An 18,367-nucleotide genomic window follows, 5' to 3' on the forward strand; every position below is an offset into this window, starting at 1 on the left:
GGATTCCATGCGCTTTTTCTTTTTAGTTTTAGCTCTTTTCAATAAGGTTGAATTTTCTGAATTTTTATGTTAAGTTAGTGTAGGCGTGTACTAAAAGTGGATATAAAATTTACTACTAGCTTTCATGCGTAATAATTCCATATGTAGTGCAAGTTTTTTAGAGAGTTACAAATATATATTGTTATCTTTAATAAACACGAACTATTTTAAGGGGGAATTTTAATGGGTAGTAGTGGAAGTATGGTAAAGCCGATTAGTGGTTTTTTGACAGCACTAATTCAATATCCAGTACCAGTAGTAGAGTCACGTGCGGACATTGATAAACAAATTCAACAAATCATAAAAACAATTCATTCGACCAAATCAGGTTATCCTGGATTAGAATTAATAGTATTTCCTGAATATAGTACACAAGGGCTCAATACAAAAAAATGGACTACAGAAGAATTTTTATGTACAGTGCCTGGGCCAGAAACAGACTTATTTGCTGAGGCATGTAAGGAATCTAAAGTATATGGTGTTTTTTCAATAATGGAAAAAAACCCTGATGGTGGAGAGCCATATAATACAGCAGTTATTATTGATCCACAAGGTGAAATGATTTTGAAGTATCGTAAGCTAAATCCTTGGGTGCCAGTCGAGCCTTGGAAAGCTGGAGATTTAGGCTTACCTGTTTGTGATGGACCTGGAGGAAGTAAATTAGCTGTTTGTATTTGTCATGATGGCATGTTCCCTGAAGTAGCTCGTGAAGCGGCCTATAAAGGTGCAAATGTCTTGATTCGTATTTCTGGGTATAGCACACAAGTTAGTGAACAATGGATGCTAACCAATCGTTCAAATGCATGGCAGAATTTAATGTATACATTGTCGGTAAACTTAGCGGGTTATGATGGTGTATTTTATTACTTTGGTGAAGGACAAGTATGTAATTTTGATGGGACTACTTTAGTACAGGGGCATCGAAATCCTTGGGAGATTGTTACTGCTGAAGTATATCCAGAACTAGCAGATCAGGCTAGATTAGGATGGGGATTAGAAAATAATATATATAATCTAGGTTCAAGAGGATATGTAGCAACTCCTGGTGGGGTGAAAGAAAATCCATATACGTTTGTAAAAGATTTAGCTGAAGGTAAATATAAGGTTCCTTGGGAAGATGAGATTAAAGTAAAAGATGGATCTATTTATGGATATCCAGTAAAAAAAACGATTCATTCTTAGGGGAGGGAAAAAACAAGCGCATCATATTGATGCGCTTGTTTTTGTTAATCAATAATTTGAAGTTCCTTTAACTCTTTTTCGACATTTTGTAGGAGTTGTTCACTTTTTTGAAGTACATTCGTTGGGAAAGTCTCATCATCGCCATATTCAACGCCGTGAGGATAATAATGTTTTCCTAATAAGGGAGGGAGTAGTTTTACTTCAGCGTGTCTACTGCCAATGTCACCTTCAACAGCAACGCCTTGCACTCGCAAATAATAAATATCCTTTAATATTTCAAATTTATAATCGTATGTAACCCGTTCATAATCCCACTGTCCAGCAAGTACGAAGTGGTTGTTTTCCATGATTTCAGTTAAAAGAGTTAATTCAACGACGGCTCCATTAAATTTCGTATTTGTAAATTGCATATAATACCTCCTTTTTTAATGTTACACCATTATTTTTATAATAGTATGAATAATAAGAAAGTGCAATTCATATTGAGAGAAAAGGGATAATCCAGACTTTTTTCACGAAAATATGATATAGTGAAAAGAGTACGGTACACACAAAAAGAAAGAAAAGGATTTGTGTATATCTCAATTTTATGTTTTGTTTAGGAGGTATATCGTTTGAAGAAATTATTGCGTATCGTAATGATTACATTTTTAATTTTAGCTGTTGATTTATACGGAAAATTACTCGTTTCACAATATATATTAACCCCATCTCAATCAAAGCAAGAAAATAAAATTGTGAAAAAGAAAAAGCAAATTAAGGAAGACTCCTCAGACACTGTTTTAAATATGATTGGTGAAGACTCTGAAAATTTATTGGCGAAGTGGGGAGAACCCTCTCGAATAGAGCCGTCTGCATACGGATATGAATGGTGGGTATACAATCAGGATTTAACTCAGTATGCTCAATTTGGAGTTTCTGAACGTAAAGTTGTAACGGCGTATGCTGCTGGTGAACAAGTTAAGGTTCCACCTTATTATATAAATGAAAAATATGAAGAAGTATATAAAAAAAGTCCGCCTTCGCATGAAATTGCGTTAAAAAGAGGGAAAAATAGTTATCAATTTGAACTATCTGATACCGAAGTCATGGAACAACCGTTAATACCTGTAGAAGATGGATGGGCGCAATTGTATTTTGATCAATTTACACATGAGCTTGTGGGTGTTCGTTATATGGATGATGAAACATTATTACGCCAAAGACCGTATCAGCTCGTTTATTCAGGTGAATTAATAGCAGAACAACCATTGACTCCAGAAAAAATAAAACAAGTAGAAAATGGGAATATGCAACAAATTTTTGATTTAACAAATATCATTCGAAGTCGTCATAAATTATCATTATTAACATGGGATCAGGAAACAGCAGATGTTGCTGTTGGTCACAGTAAAGATATGAAAGACAATAATTATTTTTCTCATGACTCACCTACATTAGGTACGCTAGGAGATCGATTGCAGCGCGGGAAAGTAGGATTTCAACTTGCTGGTGAGAACATAGCGGCGCAACATAGTGATGGAATTGCGGCAGTGCAAGGTTGGTTAAATAGTGAGGGGCATAGAAAGAATTTATTAAATGAACAATTTACAGGATTAGGTGTTGGTGTATACGATAAATTTTATACACAAAACTTTATTCGAAAATAAAGCGAAACTGTAAGCGGTGGGGTGTTACATCACCTAATTAGTTACTTCGTATTCACTGAATTGTAGGTGGGAATCTGACCGTATGCAAATAGCAGAAAAAAAGGTGCATGAATCGTCTGAAAATAGGCGAACCATGTGCCTTTTTTTTCTTACTATATAGTAGATATACATGGAGAGGTGAGGATTATGCCAACAACAAAAGGGCCGTTACATCCATCGGTTCAACAGTTTAAAGAATTTGTAAACCATCACCCTAAAATGGTTCATGAGGTTAGAAATGGTCACAAAACTTGGCAACAATTTTATGAAGAATGGTACTTACTTGGTGAAGAAGATCCAATATGGGCAACTTATAGACCGGATGGAGCGCCTGCGTTTTCTTCGGTAAAAGAAAATAAAAAAGAAAAAGATAATCGAACTGAAGAGGAAAAAACTGCTGATGTGATGGGGCAAATGCTTTCTTTTTTTAAAAAGTTGGACGTGGAACAAATGCAGAACCATTTAGCCAATGTGACGAGTGCTATTGGGAGCGTGCAACAAGTTATTCAGCAATTTCAAGGTAACCGTACGCAGCAAGAACAAAGTACTTCAGAAAATAACCCGTTTTTCTTTCAAAAGGATTAGGGGGGAAAGATGATGAGAGCAGAAATTATGGAGTTTATAAAGGCTGATGAGGATTTATCTCGCTATATTAGAGAGCAACCGTACTGGTATAGAAAATTAACACGAAATCCTGAAGAAAAAGAGGCTTTTGAGTTAGCGGCGATGCAACATTTCAAAAAAACAATACCAGATAAAGTGGAAAAATTTCAAAATCAATTGGCTGTTGCTTCGATCATGATTGATATGTTTCAGTATATGAAGCAACAAAATGCAACCTAATTGCAAGTGAAAAATATGTCCGTCATGCAGAACTTTTGTTACAATAGAGATTGATTATTTAAAAAGGAGTTGCAGCATGACGGAAATTTGTTTAGTACGACATGGACAAACTGATTGGAATTTTCAAGAAATTATTCAGGGGCGAGAAGATATTCCGCTTAATGAAGTTGGTAAGAAGCAAGCGAGTCAAAGTGCAGCTGCTTTACAAGAAGAAACGTGGGATATCATTATAAGTAGCCCGTTAATTAGAGCGCAAGAAACGGCTAATGAAATCGCAAAGGCGGCTGGATTACAATCGATTTTATTAGATGATCGATTTGTTGAACGGAATTTTGGAGAAGCTTCAGGGAAGCCAGTTGCGACTGTTAGAGAGTTGATTGCTGAGGGTAAAGTAGAAGGTATGGAGCAAGATGAAGAGATTGTAGCTCGTTGCTTTGCTGCTTTAGAAGATGTTGCAACAACTCATTTTGGCAAACGTATTATTATTGTTGCTCACTCACACGCGATAAAAGCAATTTTACATGCCATTGAACCAGATGAAATTACATTTAAGACACCATTAAAAAATGCGTGTATTAGTTATGTGAAACAAAATAGTGGGAAATGGGATGTTCTTAAATATAATATAGCGGAACATATTAATGTATAAGTGTGTACGGATATAGTGTGAAAATAGTTTCATTATATCTTTCTTTTGAGTAAGTCACTTCAATTAGTAGTTCTAATCTAAATGTGGTATGATGGATACTCGGAGGTGTCTCTCATGATTGTAGCGACGCTAGAAAGCGTATTAATATTAGATAAGGCAGAGCAGCTTGCAAAAGCGATTATCTGTTCAGATATAGCAGAAGATTATCGTAAGTATTATAGAGAATTACATGAAGATATAGAACTTCAGACGTTAATTCAGCAATTTACAGCGATGAAAGAACGGTATGAGGAAGTACAGCGTTTTGGAAAATACCATCCTGACTACACTACCGTATCAATGAAAATGAGAGAATTAAAGCGTTCTGTGGACTTACATGATAAGGTTGCAGCTTTTAAAAGAGCAGAAACTGCTTTGCAGAAGTTATTAGATGAAGTTAGTGTAGCAATCGGTTCGGAAGTGTCTTCTTCCATTAAAGTACCAACAGGAAATCCATTCTTTGATGCTGGTGGCTGTGGTGGAGGTTGTGGTACTGGCGGAGGTTGTGGTTGTAAAAAAACGGGGTGATGTACCCCGTTTTTTAGAAGTTGGAAGAAAACGTATACAGAGTTTGTCCTGTAATGTTATAAATTTCTGATTGGTTTTCATAGAATATAAAATATATGTTTTTAAAAGGAGAAGATGGAGAAGATTATGTTCGGGCAACGACAAAGTATGATTGTTTATTTACATTCATTGAAACATGCCAAGATTTTAAGGAAATATGGTAACATACATTACATATCAAAACGATTAAAATATGCTGTAGTATATTGTGACATGGAACAAATTGAGCATATGATGCATAAGTTGAACAAACTTCCTTTTGTGAAAAAGATAGAACAGTCGTATCGCCCGTATTTAAAAACGGAATTTGAAAATTCCCGTCCTGATCGAGCAAAAGAATACGATTATAGCTAATAGAAAAAATCCCCTGCTAAGTTTAGCGGGGGATTTTTTAATTGAAATAAAGTGTTATTTCATCGGAGGAATGAAATTGTTCATTCGTAAAATGCCAATTAAATGATTAAAAAATAGTTCTTTTTCTGGGAAAGTTGTAGATGGCTTTACAGTAAAAGTAGCCACTTTTTTTCCGAGTTGCTCTGCCGTTTCTTCAAATAAAATGACACGTTTACTTTTTTTATTTTCAAATACAGGAATGCCTTCACGACATATGTATAATGGTTGGAAATCACCAGTAGTAGTTGGTTTTAATATTACACCAAGCGAACACACTTTTTTATCGTTTTTTATCGTTTCAAATTGTAACATATGTGCTATACGTTCTTGATTTGTTTTGGCAATTTCAAGTAATTCATATAAATCAGAGTAGCCTTCTCCGAGTTCTATAAAGCGTTGAATCATATTTTTTCCTCCTCTTTCTTTTACTGTACCATTTCACTTTTTAAATGAAAAGCACACAAAGAAAAAAACCCTGCATAGCAGGGCCCTTCTTATACTAGCATGTACTAGTAAGAAGGAAAAGGGAGAGGAGAAACCGGAGGAAGAACTTATGGGGAAACGTAAGTCTTCTCCGCGGTTGGCAACAACATCGAAGGTGATGTTGTTATAATTATTTATGTCCAATCTAAATGAAGATATACATAATGAAATTAAATTTTATGTTGGGCTTTTTATTTTTCTTTTTTTTATTTTGTGATAGGATAAAAAAGATAAAGTGGAACTAATATACATATTGGATTCATATTAGTGAATGATGAGATGAATACATAAAAATAATGAGCGGTTATTTGATGGTGAGTTTTCCGATATTTAGGTGAATGTAATTTGTTAACGGTTACCGAAGTGGGAATGGCTTTGTATAATCGCTCGATATATTGAAATAAAGGTAGTGACAACAGATGAGAGTAGTTTCAGGAAAATGTAAAGGACACCCACTTAAAGCGGTTCCTGGTAATACAACACGTCCAACGACAGATAAAGTAAAAGAATCTATTTTTAATATGATAGGTCCTTATTTTGATGGTGGTATTGCCCTTGATTTATTTGGTGGTAGTGGTGGTCTTGGAATTGAGGCTTTGAGCAGAGGGATCGATAAAGCGATTTTTGTTGATAGGGATAGTAAAGCGATAAAAGTAATTCATCAAAATTTAGAAAGTTGTAGAATACAGGAACAAGCTGAAGTATATCGAAATGATGCGGAACGTGCAGTAAAGGCGCTAATAAAACGTGAAATGTCATTCGATCTTATATTAATAGATCCTCCATATAAAGAGCAAAAAATTGTATCTTTAATTAGTGTAATGGATCAACATGGATTGCTGCATAGTGATGGATTAATTATGGCAGAGCATGGTCATGATGTGGTTTTACCTAATTCAATAGGCAGGCTTGTGAAAGTACGAGCTGAGAATTATGGGATTACTGCAATATCGATTTATAAGTATGAAGGTGAGGGGACAGAATGACAAGTATAGCTATTTCTTCAGGAAGTTTTGATCCAATTACCCTTGGGCATCTGGATATTATTAAAAGGGGAGCAAAAGTATTTGATGAGGTGTACGTAGTCGTTTTAAACAATTCATCAAAAAAACCATTCTTTTCAGTTGAAGAGCGATTAGAACTAATTCGAGAAGCGACAAAGGATATCCCGAATGTAAAAGTAGATTCGCATAGTGGGCTGTTAGTAGAGTATGCAAAAATGCGTAATGCAAATGCAATATTACGTGGTTTACGAGCAGTTTCTGATTTTGAATATGAGATGCAAATTACTTCTATGAATCGAAAATTAGATGAAAATATTGAAACATTTTTTATTATGACAAACAACCAATATTCATTTTTAAGCTCGAGTATTGTGAAAGAAGTTGCGAGGTATGGAGGAAGTGTAGTAGATCTTGTACCTCCTATTGTGGAGCGTGCTTTAAAAGAAAAGTTTCAAACCCCGTTAAAGTGAACGGGGTTTTTCTTTATACGTGCGCAAAAATAATAAAATAATATATAAGTATAGACAAAATAATGTAAAAATTGGTCCGTAATGTATAAAAGATGTCCAAATTTCATGTAGTATAGAAGGATGCTTGGATAAAAATACAGGAATATCTTTTGGTATAGGTGAGAAAGAACTCACTTTCTCATAAAATGGTGTCCAAAATACAAATGTAAAAATAGGGGCAAGAATACTTTGAATAATTCGTGCGAAAAAATAGGGTTTAAATCGGATATCTGTTTCAGCTAATATGCTAGCAACTTGTGCCTGAATAGAAAGACCGCTAAATGCTAAAATGAAGCTTGTTACCATAGCTTGTTGTAAGAGCGGTGTTTCATTTATTTGACTAATCATTTGGCTTCCGAGTGTCATTTCGAAAATACCTGATAATATAGGTATACTAAAATCCGTACTTAGTTGGAAGAATGATAAAATATGTTGCATAATAAAAGAAAGAGCTGCTGTAATGTGGAATACAGTAATCATTTTATTTAACACAGAGAATAAAATAATAAATCCGCCAATCATAAGTAATGTTTGAATAGAAGAAACGATAGCATCCCCAAGTAATTTACCGATTGGCCTTTTTTCTTGTAAGCGCGTCTCGTGAAGAATTAAAAAAGGGTTTTGAAAGCGGCGTTTTTTTGTAGTGTGTGTATTATTTTTGTAAGCGGTATTATGTCCGTAAAAACGCATAATTAATCCGACGGCAAAGTTACTGAAATAATGGGCAGCCGCTAATATAATTCCTAATTTCGGATTATTAAAAAAACCGATAGACACAGCACCGAAAATAAAAAGTGGATTAGAAGAATTTGTGAAAGAAACGAGGCGCTCCGCTTCAATCTGAGTTAAAAGATTGCTTTTTCGTAGTCTAGCGCTTAATTTGGCGCCTGCAGGGAAACCAGAAGCCATTCCCATGGCCCAAACAAATCCACCTATCCCTGGAACGCGAAAAAGTGGGCGCATGAGTGGTTCTAATATAACGCCAATAAATTTTACAACACCGATACTAATTAGAAGTTCTGCAATGATGAAAAACGGTAGTAGTGAAGGGAATACAACTTCCCACCATATATTTAACCCGCGAATAGAAGCTTGCAAAGCGGCTTGGGGGTGGAGTACAAGAGAAAAGGTTAAAAATAGCGTTGATATGGTAAGGAAAGCGGTTTTCCATTTTTCATACATGTAAGTAAATCCCCCTTTGTCCCAAAAAACGTTCATTTCAGTATACGTGGATACGTAGTGAATTTAGACCATAAGTATGAAAAAGGAATGAAAAAAATTAAAGGGTGAGAAAAATGAAAGAACCAAAGATTGGTTTAGCGCTTGGGTCTGGAGGAGCGAAAGGGTTTGCTCATATTGGTGTAATAAAGGTTTTAAGGGAAGCGGATATCCCTATTCATATGATTGCAGGAAGTAGTATGGGGGCGCTAATAGGTACGTTTTATGCGGCAAGTAGTAACGTTGAAAGATTGTATAAATTGGCATCTGTTTTTAAGCGGAAGTATTATTTAGATTTTACGGTACCAAAAATGGGATTTATTGCTGGAAAACGTGTCAAAGATATGATTAAAATGTTTACATATAATAAAAATTTAGAAGAGTTAGATATCCCGACGGCTGTTGTGGCTACTGACATACTGAAGGGGGAAAAAGTGGTTTTTACAAGTGGGCCAGTTGCAGATGCGGTTAGGGCTAGCATATCTGTTCCTGGAGTGTTTGTACCAGAAAAAATAGATGGACGATTATTAGTGGATGGTGGAGTTATTGATCGCATCCCAGTATCGGTTGTGAAAGAGTTAGGGGCCGATATTGTTATCGCTGTTGATGTATCTCCAATTAAGGTGAATGGAGATGTTACGTCCATTTATGACGTAATCATGCAAAGTATTGAAATTATGCAGCATGAGCTTGTAATGAATCGGCAAATTGCATCGGATTTAATGATGCGACCAGCTGTAGAGCAATTTAGTTCACGTGCTTTTACGAACATTGAAGACATTATTCGAGTTGGAGAAGTAGAAGCGGAAAAACATGTTTCAAATATTTATTTATTAATTGAGCAGTGGAAGGAGAAACATAATGTTTAAGCGTTTTCGGTTTATATATGCAATCTTAATAGGGGTTATATTGGCGATGTTACTTGTTTACGTACGTTTACCGTATTATGTAACAAAACCAGGAATGGCTGCCAAATTAGAGCCTTACGTTCAAGTTGAGGGTGGAACGAAAGAATCTGGTGATTTTATGCTTGTTACGGTTTCAATGGGGCCAGCAAATGTGGTGAATTTAATAGCGGCACAGTTTAATAAATATACACATATTTCGAAAGCGGAAGAAATATTGCAAAAAGGTGAGAGTGATGAAGAATATCAATTTCGCCAAAATTATGCGATGAAAGATTCACAAAATGCCGCAATTTATAATGCATATAAACGTGCAAATCGCTCTGTTTCTTTTGAAAATAAAGGTGTATTAGTTGCTGGTGTGGCAAAAGGAATGCCGTCAGAAGGAAAGCTTAAGCTTGGTGATGTTATTATAGCTGTTGACGGAAAAACATTTGAAAAGACGGAGCAATTTATTGAATATATGACTGGGAAAAAAGAAAGCGATGCTGTAAGTATTGAGTACATGAGAAATGGAAAAAAATTGAAAGAAAATTTAAATGTAAAGACGATTCCTAATGGAAATGGACGTGTCGGTATAGGTGTTTCTATCGTTACGGAAAGAGAATTAGTGGTCGATCCGAAAGTGAAAATTAATTCTCATGAAATTGGTGGACCATCCGCAGGTTTAATGTTTACATTAGAAATATATAATCAACTTGTGGAAGAAGACTTAACAAAAGGACATGAGATAGCTGGAACAGGTACAATTAATGAAAAAGGAGAAGTGGGCCCAATTGGTGGTATAAATCAAAAAGTGGTGGCTGCTAGCGATGCCGGGGCTGAAGTGTTCTTTGCGCCAAATGAAAAAGGTGCGGAGAAATCGAACTATAAAGATGCACTTGAGACTGCAAAGGATATTAAAACAAAAATGAAAATTATACCAGTGGATACGCTGGATGATGCGTTAACATATTTAGAAAAGATGGATAAGGAAAAAACCTCTCTGAAATAGAGAGGTTTTTTTATAGGAATTTTGTAGTTGTTTCATCATAGCGAATAGGATGGTGTGTTATATCCTGTTTTAATAGTTGCGTGCGTAACGGTTCGTGCATGATGGAGAAATATACAGAGTTTGCTTTTTTCTCTATATCTAAAGCGGCATGGTCAAATGTTTTTGTATGAGTAAGGATTGGAAGTTCGATTTTTTTCTTGTTTTTTGAAAGATAAGTTTGTCCTTTTTGTGACATGCCTAACAGGCGGATATATGGTGCGTGTTGTTCTATATTTGCGCTACGTATTTCCTCTTTTGTTGTGTTTGTTAAAATGTGTGTACAAGCTCTTTGTAATCTAGTCCATGTATAACGTTTTGTTTTTAATGCTTCCATGAATGAATAGAAGGAGGAACTGTTTTGTATTTTTGATAAAATACGATGCTCTAAACCTTCTTCTATTTCATATATATGTCGTAAGTCCCCTGGAGACATCGTCATGAGTTTATATTTAAAAAATGAAAAGTATTGTTCCCAATTATGTAATATCCCGTAGTTTTGTTTGTAATTTGCTAAAAGCGAAGTGGTTGCCTGTGGGAGAAAAGGTTCAATTGTTGTAAATGATCCTTCTTCGCTAAAGAGTTGTTTTCGGATGCTTGTCGCGCTTGCAATATATTGGTCATTAAATGTTTCATCATGATAATGAGAGGCAAATCTTTGTATAGTTTGAGCTTGTATAGAACTATTCTGTGACAGAATTGCTTTCATATATTGGAAGCCTAAAATATTATTTGGTTGTGACATATCAATGTTGTTTTCGGATGTTAAAATGTGTGAGAAAGCATCTGATGTTGCTTTTGCATAACTATTACCAGCGTCCATGAATTGTTTTACAAGGCAGTTAAAAGTCTCTTCTTCGTTTTTTTGTACGGAGATGGTATTATAAAAGTTTTTGATTTGTCCATCCTCACTACCGAAACAAATTTCAGAAACACGTAGGGCATTTAAAATGGAAATAGCACCATTTGCGAAGGTTTCAGCCTTTTGTGTTGCAAAGACGTATGGAAGCTCTACAACAAGGTCTACGCCGTTTGCTAAGGCCATTTTAGTGCGATACCATTTGGAAATGAGTGCGGGCTCACCACGCTGTAAAAAAGGACCACTCATAACGGCAATTATTATATCGGATTGTGTTAACTTTTTTGTCTGTTGCACATGATAAAGATGACCGTTATGAAAAGGGTTATATTCAACAACAATACCACCAGCTTTTATGGTAATCTCTCCTTTCGATGTAGCATCTTTTTGAAAAACGTGATACTCTATATATTATTTACTATGATGACTTCATTATAGTGTAAAGAAAAAACATTGACAAATATAAAATGGCTAGCTATAATTTTGTTTGTTGCCTTGAGGTGATATGATATGAAATGGTCCATCCATCAATTGAATAAATTGAGAAATAAAGGATTGACATTGGATGAGATGGTAGATGTAAGTGAGCTAAAAGAGGTCGAGAAAGATATTCGTGAAATTAATCCTGTGCATGTAATGGGAAGAGTTGATTTTGGCTCCGGTAAGTTTACGTTTCATCTACATATAACTGGAAGCATGGTTTTACCATGTTCTCGCTCTTTAGTAGATGTGACATTACCATTTGACATTAAAACAACTGAGGTGTTCCAAACTTCACAAGAAGAATTTGAAACTGAAGCTGAAATTCATTCTTTAGAAGGAGAAGTACTTGACTTACTGCCCGTAATCAAGGAAAATATACTTTTGGAGATTCCAATGCAAATTTTCAGTGATGATGTTTCTGGTGGAGCACCGACGCAAGGTCAAGACTGGCAAGTGATTTCGGAAGAAGACAAAGAAAAGACTGTTGATCCAAGATTGGCAGGACTTGCAAAGTTTTTTGACAAATAATCGGAAGACTGGTTCAGGCCTTCATATGAAAATAACTATTTCTTTTAAGGAGGTGGGAAGAATGGCTGTACCTTTTAGAAGAACTTCTAAAACAGTAAAAAGAAAGCGTCGTACGCATTTCAAATTATCAGTACCTGGTATGGTAGAGTGCCCAAGCTGTGGTGAAGCGAAATTAGCTCACCGTGTATGTAAAGCATGCGGTACTTACAAAGGTAAAGAAGTAATCAGCAAGTAATTGCGGGAAAATAAACGCAGAAGATATCTTCTGCGTTTATTTTTTTTTTGTCTTAATCTTTAGTTGTTGTATTCTATCTTTTCTAGTAACTGCATATGCTTAATAAAAAATGCATAGGGAGGACTAGAGAGATGGCGACAACAAGACAAGATGCTTGGACTGATGATGAAGATTTGCTTCTGGCAGAAGTAGTACTCCGGCATATTCGAGAAGGTGGAACACAACTTTCTGCCTTTAAGGAAGTGGGAAAAAATTTATCACGTACACCAGCAGCATGTGGATTTAGATGGAATTCTTACGTAAGAAAGCAATATAAAGAACGTATTGAGGAAGCAAAGCAACTTCGTAAAGTAGAAAATTATGAAGTGAAAGAGACGAAGGTGTTAGAACCTACGTCAATTACGTTGAATGATGTTATTGACTTCTTGCAAAATTATAAAGATGAAAACTCTTTAACGGTGTTGCAACAACAAGTTGAATCATTACAAACAGAAAGAGAGCGTCTTCTGGAGCGATTATCAGTATATGAGGAAGAGTATAGAACATTACTTGATTATATCGATCAAAAAAGAAGTGTAATGGTAGTGGAAAGAAACAACGCTCGCTCGAATGAAAAGTTAGAGAAGCTTAATAAATAAAAAACAGCTGTTATACAGCTGTTTTTTTTATTTATTTATTAAGCCGATTCTTCGTTTGTAACCGCATTCAAATTTGTTTCTGGATGCCAAATATAAAAATCTCCATCAGTTACTGATACGGGGTTGAAACTTAATTTATCCCAAAAACCAGATGAATGAATACGCGCTATCGTTTTAATAGGAAATTGCATTTGTTTCGCATGATTTACAAGCATTTGCCCGAATCCTTGTTTTTGAAAAGTTGGTAATACTTCAAGTTTATAAAGTTCTAGGTAAGGACCTGTAATTTCGAATGGTTCTCCGCCGTTTCTTTTCATATATAGACTCATACGTGCAATTAGTGATCCGCCATAATAAATACCGTAAAATGGAGATTCACTGTCGTTTTCAATAATGTTTGCTTGCAATTCTTCCAGCATAGATAGTTCTTGGGCTCCGCACCCTTTAAATTTTTTAAATTCATCTAACGTTTTATAATTGATGAGCAAGCGCTCAACTTTTGGGAATCCCATTACATCACATCCTTTTCTTATCTCGTTGAATGCAGAAAAGTAAAAATATTTACAATAATAGTATAACTCATTTTTTTATTTTTATGAAGAAGATAGTATATTTCTTTTATTATTTTTTTGAGGATTTGCTAAACTAAGAGTATAAGTGTATTAATAGGCAGTATATACGTAGTGAAAAATGAGAGTGTATTTGTTTGGCAGAGGACAACGAAATTATAGGGCGTGCTCATGTACTTTAAAAAGATATAAAAAAAGGGGGGCGGCAAGGGCGCTTAATGTGAATCCCTTGTGTGAAAATGAAAATTGGAATTGTCGGACCAGGTGCTATTGGTCTATTGTATACATTTTATTTACAAAAAAGTAACCAAAATGTTACGTTGTTTACAAGAACAGCTAAGCAGGCTGAAGAGTTAAATGAAACAGGTGTAACTTGTATTAGAGATAGAACATGTGAAACAGTATATCCATCTGTTTTACCGATAGAAAGTATGGTAGCGCAAAATTTAGATTATATATTTATTGCTGTGAAGCAATATCATATAGATGACATACTACCGTTTGTGGAAGGGGCAGCATCATTAATCTTTTTGCAAAACGGAATGTCACATCTTCAAAAGATGCTGAACATAGGGTGTGAAAATATAGCTGTTGGTATTGTAGAACATGGTGCGAAAAAAGAGGGAGGGCATATCGTTCATCATACTGGAGTTAGGGTAACGAAATTTGGAGTGGTTTGTGGTCAATCTATACATTTCGAAAGTGTATTCCATTCTTTTCCCGTGTCTTATTTTCCAGTTCAAATAGAAACGGATTGGAAAGAGATTATGCATAAAAAATTAGTGGTAAATGTATGTATCAATCCGTTGACGGCGTTATTGGGAGTTAAGAATGGTGAATTAACCAAGAATCGTTTTTTTTATCAAATGATGGAGCAAGTGTTTCAGGAGGTCGCCTTTCTTATTAGAGGAGAAAAAGAGATGGTATGGCAAATGGTACGCAATGTGTGTGAAGGAACGTCTCGTAATACATCCTCTATGCTAGCCGATGTAAGAGCGAATAGACAGACGGAAATTAATGCGATTGTTGGATATGTATTAGAAGAGGCTAAGAAACAGCAACGACCAGTTCCGACACTTCAATTTTTGTTCGATGCAATAAAAGGGTTAGAAACAAGAGTATAAGTGTTATTCTTTGCTTTTACGTGAAACATTGACTACAATGTGGATTGGTGAGAGAACTGGATACGAAAGGAAGAATTATATGGAGATAAAAGAAATCTCTGTTCCGCAACAAGGTGTTGTAGCGGACTATATGAACGGTAAAAAAGAGATACAGTCATGTTTTGATTATATGTTAACAGAAGATGCTTTTAAACAGCGTTTACATGATTTGCGTGAAAGGGAGTTTTTCCGCCAAGATGTAGTAGCGCATTTATTAGAATATAATACAAAATTACAAGCGGGAGAATCTACACTTCAAAATGTAAAAGCGCTTGGAGATGAAAATACATATGTTGTAATAGCTGGACAACAAGCGGGGTTATTAACTGGACCGCTTTATACAATTCATAAAGTTATTTCAATTTTAAAGCTTGCAAAGGAAAAAGAAGAAAGTTTAGGGGTGAAAGTTGTCCCTGTCTTCTGGATTGCGGGTGAAGACCATGATATGGATGAGATTAACCATACTTTTTTAGCGAAAAATAAAAAGATGAAAAAAACTATTTTTTATGATCGTAATCCGAAAAAGGCGAGTGCTTCTGAGTCTGAACTTTCTGTTGAAGATTGTAGAAATTGGATTGAAGAGATTTTTAAAACATATCCAGAAACAAATTTTACAAAGGATGTATTAAAATTTGTTGATGATGCTTTGGAAAAATCGAATACGTATGTAGATTTCTTTGCTCATCTTATTACGAAAATCTTTGCTAATTCTGGTTTAATCCTTGTTGATTCACATCATCCTGAATTAAGAAAGTTAGAAATTCCATTTTTTAAGCGAATTATAAGTAAGTATAAAGAGGTACAAGAGGGCCTTCGTAATCAGCAGGAAGTAATTAAAGAACTAGGATACAAACCGATTATTGAAACGAAGTCTCATGCAGTGCATATATTTATGGAAATAGATAATGAACGAGTATTGCTTGAAGAGCATCAAGGTAAGTTTGTTGGAAAGGATGGGGCGCATTCATTTTCATACGAAGAGTTGATTGAAGAGATGGAGAGAAATCCGGCACGTTTTAGTAATAATGTTGTAACACGTCCTCTTATGCAAGAGTATGTATTTCCTACGCTCGCATTTATTGGAGGTCCAGGGGAATTAGCTTATTGGAGTGAATTACAACAAGTATTCCATACTGTCGGTTTTCAAATGCCACCTGTCGTTCCTCGTCTTACAATTACTTATGTGGAGAGATGTATAGCGACAGATTTATTCGATCTGCAATTGAGAGAAAGTGATCCGTTTTTAAATGATGTCGATAAACTGCGTGAAAACTGGTTGTCTAATCAAATAGAGGAACCGATTGATAATCATTTTGAAAAGGCGAAAAAAGAAATTGCCGATATTCATACATCTTTACAGCAATTTGTAAAGAAAATAGAGCCGGGGTTAAGTGCGTTTGCAGGGAAAAACGAATTGAAAATTAATGAACAAATTGAACTGCTGGAAAGAATGTTGAAAAGAAATGTTGAGAAAAAGTATGAGGTTCAGCTAAATAAATTTCGCCGTATACAATTCGCACTTCGTCCATTAGGTGCGCCGCAAGAACGTGTGTGGAATGTATGTTATTATTTAAATCAGTTTGGTTTGGATTTCGTTGATCGTGTAATGGAAAACCCTTTTTCTTGGGACGGAAAACATCATGTTATAAAACTATAAAATCTTGCTCCTTGGAGCAGGATTTTATTTTTATTCCGTTGAATTTACTGTGAAGTGATTTTTTTCTGAATTATCAATCAAAAAAATAGATGTGATAATTGTGTTGGATACTTAAATATATGACAAAATAGCACAAAATGTAAACGTATTATTCGCTTTTTCGCCAGTTTTTTATTTAAATTCCCGCAAAAGATGATAAAATTTAGTATATAATAAAAGAAAATAGCGATTTGTATAGTATGTTGCCTTTATTGGTAAGTTAAATGAGTCGTTCTTTCGTATTATTTCATTCTCTAAGCGTGAAAGATGTGTTTAGAGGAAGGGATACATTCAACATAATTAATTGGAAAAAGAGTAGGTGCAACAATGTTTAAACACGTAACAGTGCTTTTAAAGGAAACAGTAGACGGCTTAGATATAAAGCCAGATGGTACATATGTAGATTGTACACTGGGGGGAGGAGGACATAGTTCTTATTTATTATCCCAATTAACTGAAGGTGGAAAATTAATAGCGTTTGATCAAGATGAGATAGCGATTCAAAACGCGAAAGAAAAGTTCTCTTCATACGGTGAACAGTTTATAACAGTAAAGAGTAACTTCCGCTATTTAGCTGAAAAACTGCAGGAAATAGGTATAACAGAAGTAGACGGTATTTTATTTGATTTAGGTGTTTCATCCCCACAATTAGATACACCAGAGCGAGGCTTTAGTTATCATCATGATGCACCGTTAGATATGCGGATGGATCAAGATGCCCCATTAACAGCATATGATGTTGTAAATAGTTGGTCATATGAACAACTTGTAAGGATTTTCTTCCAATACGGTGAAGAGAAATTTTCAAAACAAATTGCAAGAAAAATTGAAGCTTATCGTGAGAATAAAGCTATTGAAACGACAGGAGAATTAGTAGAGCTAATTAAAGAAGGTATTCCGGCTCCTGCTCGTAGAACTGGTGGGCATCCTGCTAAGCGAGTGTTTCAGGCAATTCGTATAGCTGTAAATGATGAATTAAAAGTATTTGAAGAAGCATTGGAATCTGCTATTGAGATGGTTAAGCCAGGTGGAAGAGTTAGTGTTATAACATTCCATTCATTAGAAGATCGTATTTGTAAAACAACGTTTAAGCGAAATAGTACAACGCCACAATTGCCGCCAGGATTACCGATTATTCCTGATGAATTTAAGCCAAAATTAAAGCTTATTACAAGAAAACCGATTTTACCTTCTGATATAGAGCTAGAAGAAAATAATCGTGCGCGTTCTGCGAAGTTGAGAATCGCTGAAAAACGATAAAAGGGAGAGAGAGGTATGACTAATTTAGCTGTAAAGTACAAACAACAAGCGCAAGAAGAGGTGCAAATTCAAACGCCCCCACAGCAGATGGTTAAGCCGAAAGTTAAAGCGAAAATTACAAGAATCGAAAAACTGTTGTATGTAGCGTTTATTGGCTTTTTATTGTATGCCTGTGTCGCGTTTATTGGAAATAAAGCAGGCCTTTATCAAGTTAATGTAGAAGCAGCGACGATAGAAGAAAAAATTGTACAGCAGCAAAAAGAAAATCAAGAATTACAAGCTGAAGTAGAGAAGTTAAGTCGCTATGAACGAATCGCTGAAGTTGCAAAAAAACACGGGCTAGAAATTAATGCGAATAATGTGAAAGGCCTCAAATAAGGCAATAGG

General features: G+C 35.3%; 23 protein-coding genes. 18 read left to right on the forward strand and 5 right to left on the reverse strand.

What is annotated here, in order from left to right; all coding sequences use genetic code 11:
* The first annotated feature begins 222 nt into the window (after positions 1-222).
* Complete coding sequence (locus tag MR160_RS00130) at positions 223-1,221, forward strand: formamidase (RefSeq protein WP_000535802.1); 999 nt, start codon at positions 223-225, stop codon at positions 1,219-1,221.
* A gap of 44 nt (positions 1,222-1,265) precedes the next feature.
* Here the strand turns inward: MR160_RS00130 and MR160_RS00135 are convergent, their stop codons facing one another.
* Positions 1,266-1,631, reverse strand: a complete 366-nt coding sequence (locus MR160_RS00135; protein ID WP_001160945.1) for a YugN family protein — start codon at positions 1,629-1,631, stop codon at positions 1,266-1,268.
* Between the two features lie 204 nt (positions 1,632-1,835).
* Between MR160_RS00135 and MR160_RS00140 the strand changes: the two genes are divergently transcribed.
* The 6 genes from MR160_RS00140 (at position 1,836) to MR160_RS00165 (ending at position 5,361) form a co-directional block, all read left to right on the forward strand.
* Entirely contained in the window at positions 1,836-2,870 is a 1,035-nt protein-coding gene (locus MR160_RS00140) for a CAP domain-containing protein (RefSeq protein WP_000735371.1), read from the forward strand.
* Between the two features lie 186 nt (positions 2,871-3,056).
* The gene (locus tag MR160_RS00145) at positions 3,057-3,494 is read left to right on the forward strand and encodes a YlbD family protein (RefSeq protein WP_001143333.1); all 438 of its coding nucleotides are present in this window, start codon (positions 3,057-3,059) and stop codon (positions 3,492-3,494) included.
* A gap of 12 nt (positions 3,495-3,506) precedes the next feature.
* Entirely contained in the window at positions 3,507-3,752 is a 246-nt protein-coding gene (locus tag MR160_RS00150; protein WP_001200990.1) for a YlbE-like family protein, read from the forward strand.
* A gap of 76 nt (positions 3,753-3,828) precedes the next feature.
* Entirely contained in the window at positions 3,829-4,401 is a 573-nt protein-coding gene (locus MR160_RS00155) for a histidine phosphatase family protein (protein WP_000134944.1), read from the forward strand.
* A 114-nt stretch (positions 4,402-4,515) separates the two neighbouring features.
* A complete protein-coding gene (locus tag MR160_RS00160) occupies positions 4,516-4,968 on the forward strand; it encodes a YlbF/YmcA family competence regulator (protein WP_000634361.1) in 453 nt (150 codons plus the stop codon).
* 126 nt (positions 4,969-5,094) lie between these two features.
* Positions 5,095-5,361, forward strand: a complete 267-nt coding sequence (locus tag MR160_RS00165; protein ID WP_002082261.1) for a YlbG family protein — start codon at positions 5,095-5,097, stop codon at positions 5,359-5,361.
* Between the two features lie 54 nt (positions 5,362-5,415).
* Here MR160_RS00165 and MR160_RS00170 read toward each other — a convergent pair whose 3' ends face one another.
* Complete coding sequence (locus MR160_RS00170; RefSeq protein ID WP_086390404.1) at positions 5,416-5,805, reverse strand: DUF7147 family protein; 390 nt, start codon at positions 5,803-5,805, stop codon at positions 5,416-5,418.
* 497 nt (positions 5,806-6,302) lie between these two features.
* Between MR160_RS00170 and rsmD the strand changes: the two genes are divergently transcribed.
* Both rsmD and coaD read left to right on the forward strand, forming a co-directional pair.
* The gene (gene rsmD, locus MR160_RS00175; protein WP_081143617.1) at positions 6,303-6,869 is read left to right on the forward strand and encodes a 16S rRNA (guanine(966)-N(2))-methyltransferase RsmD; all 567 of its coding nucleotides are present in this window, start codon (positions 6,303-6,305) and stop codon (positions 6,867-6,869) included.
* Positions 6,866-7,357: a pantetheine-phosphate adenylyltransferase gene (coaD, locus tag MR160_RS00180; protein ID WP_000200601.1), complete on the forward strand. Its 492-nt coding sequence runs from the start codon at positions 6,866-6,868 to the stop codon at positions 7,355-7,357. The genes rsmD and coaD overlap by 4 nt, the downstream gene beginning before the upstream one ends.
* Here coaD and ylbJ read toward each other — a convergent pair.
* The gene (ylbJ, locus tag MR160_RS00185) at positions 7,349-8,578 is read right to left on the reverse strand and encodes a sporulation integral membrane protein YlbJ (RefSeq protein ID WP_000273087.1); all 1,230 of its coding nucleotides are present in this window, start codon (positions 8,576-8,578) and stop codon (positions 7,349-7,351) included. The genes coaD and ylbJ overlap by 9 nt on opposite strands.
* Positions 8,579-8,691: 113 nt before the next feature.
* Here ylbJ and MR160_RS00190 point away from each other — a divergent pair, with 113 nt between their 5' ends.
* Together MR160_RS00190 and MR160_RS00195 are read left to right on the forward strand one after the other, a co-directional pair.
* Positions 8,692-9,483 carry a patatin-like phospholipase family protein gene (locus MR160_RS00190; RefSeq protein ID WP_000662584.1) on the forward strand — a complete coding sequence of 264 codons (792 nt, stop codon included), beginning with the start codon at positions 8,692-8,694 and terminating at the stop codon, positions 9,481-9,483.
* Positions 9,476-10,513 carry a SepM family pheromone-processing serine protease gene (locus tag MR160_RS00195; RefSeq protein WP_000476295.1) on the forward strand — a complete coding sequence of 346 codons (1,038 nt, stop codon included), beginning with the start codon at positions 9,476-9,478 and terminating at the stop codon, positions 10,511-10,513. Before MR160_RS00190 ends, MR160_RS00195 begins: the two co-directional genes overlap by 8 nt.
* Before the next feature lie 10 nt (positions 10,514-10,523).
* On the opposite strand, the gene MR160_RS00200 is transcribed toward MR160_RS00195, so the two are convergent.
* Positions 10,524-11,705, reverse strand: a complete 1,182-nt coding sequence (locus MR160_RS00200; protein WP_003307657.1) for a nucleotidyltransferase — start codon at positions 11,703-11,705, stop codon at positions 10,524-10,526.
* Positions 11,706-11,918: 213 nt separating this feature from the next.
* Between MR160_RS00200 and MR160_RS00205 the strand changes: the two genes are divergently transcribed.
* The 3 genes from MR160_RS00205 to MR160_RS00215 all read left to right on the forward strand — a co-directional run bounded on the left by MR160_RS00205 (position 11,919) and on the right by MR160_RS00215 (position 13,292).
* The gene (locus tag MR160_RS00205; RefSeq protein ID WP_000872137.1) at positions 11,919-12,419 is read left to right on the forward strand and encodes a YceD family protein; all 501 of its coding nucleotides are present in this window, start codon (positions 11,919-11,921) and stop codon (positions 12,417-12,419) included.
* A gap of 61 nt (positions 12,420-12,480) precedes the next feature.
* Positions 12,481-12,654, forward strand: coding sequence for a 50S ribosomal protein L32 (rpmF, locus tag MR160_RS00210; protein ID WP_001984764.1), 174 nt, complete (start codon positions 12,481-12,483; stop codon positions 12,652-12,654).
* A gap of 131 nt (positions 12,655-12,785) precedes the next feature.
* Positions 12,786-13,292: an RsfA family transcriptional regulator gene (locus MR160_RS00215; protein ID WP_097890977.1), complete on the forward strand. Its 507-nt coding sequence runs from the start codon at positions 12,786-12,788 to the stop codon at positions 13,290-13,292.
* 38 nt (positions 13,293-13,330) lie between these two features.
* Here the strand turns inward: MR160_RS00215 and MR160_RS00220 are convergent, their stop codons facing one another.
* Entirely contained in the window at positions 13,331-13,804 is a 474-nt protein-coding gene (locus MR160_RS00220; protein WP_000506698.1) for an N-acetyltransferase, read from the reverse strand.
* Between the two features lie 296 nt (positions 13,805-14,100).
* Here MR160_RS00220 and panE point away from each other — a divergent pair, with 296 nt between their 5' ends.
* The 4 genes from panE to ftsL all read left to right on the forward strand — a co-directional run bounded on the left by panE (position 14,101) and on the right by ftsL (position 18,358).
* The gene (panE, locus tag MR160_RS00225; RefSeq protein WP_242297028.1) at positions 14,101-14,985 is read left to right on the forward strand and encodes a 2-dehydropantoate 2-reductase; all 885 of its coding nucleotides are present in this window, start codon (positions 14,101-14,103) and stop codon (positions 14,983-14,985) included.
* Between the two features lie 79 nt (positions 14,986-15,064).
* The gene (gene bshC / locus MR160_RS00230; RefSeq protein WP_000403044.1) at positions 15,065-16,681 is read left to right on the forward strand and encodes a bacillithiol biosynthesis cysteine-adding enzyme BshC; all 1,617 of its coding nucleotides are present in this window, start codon (positions 15,065-15,067) and stop codon (positions 16,679-16,681) included.
* Between the two features lie 366 nt (positions 16,682-17,047).
* Positions 17,048-17,980, forward strand: coding sequence for a 16S rRNA (cytosine(1402)-N(4))-methyltransferase RsmH (rsmH, locus tag MR160_RS00235; protein WP_000472508.1), 933 nt, complete (start codon positions 17,048-17,050; stop codon positions 17,978-17,980).
* A 15-nt stretch (positions 17,981-17,995) separates the two neighbouring features.
* Complete coding sequence (ftsL, locus tag MR160_RS00240; protein WP_000182806.1) at positions 17,996-18,358, forward strand: cell division protein FtsL; 363 nt, start codon at positions 17,996-17,998, stop codon at positions 18,356-18,358.
* The last annotated feature ends 9 nt before the right edge of the window (positions 18,359-18,367 follow it).

The sequence above is a fragment of the Bacillus cereus group sp. BfR-BA-01382 genome (assembly GCF_022663475.1).
GTDB lineage: Bacteria > Bacillota > Bacilli > Bacillales > Bacillaceae_G > Bacillus_A > Bacillus_A thuringiensis_S.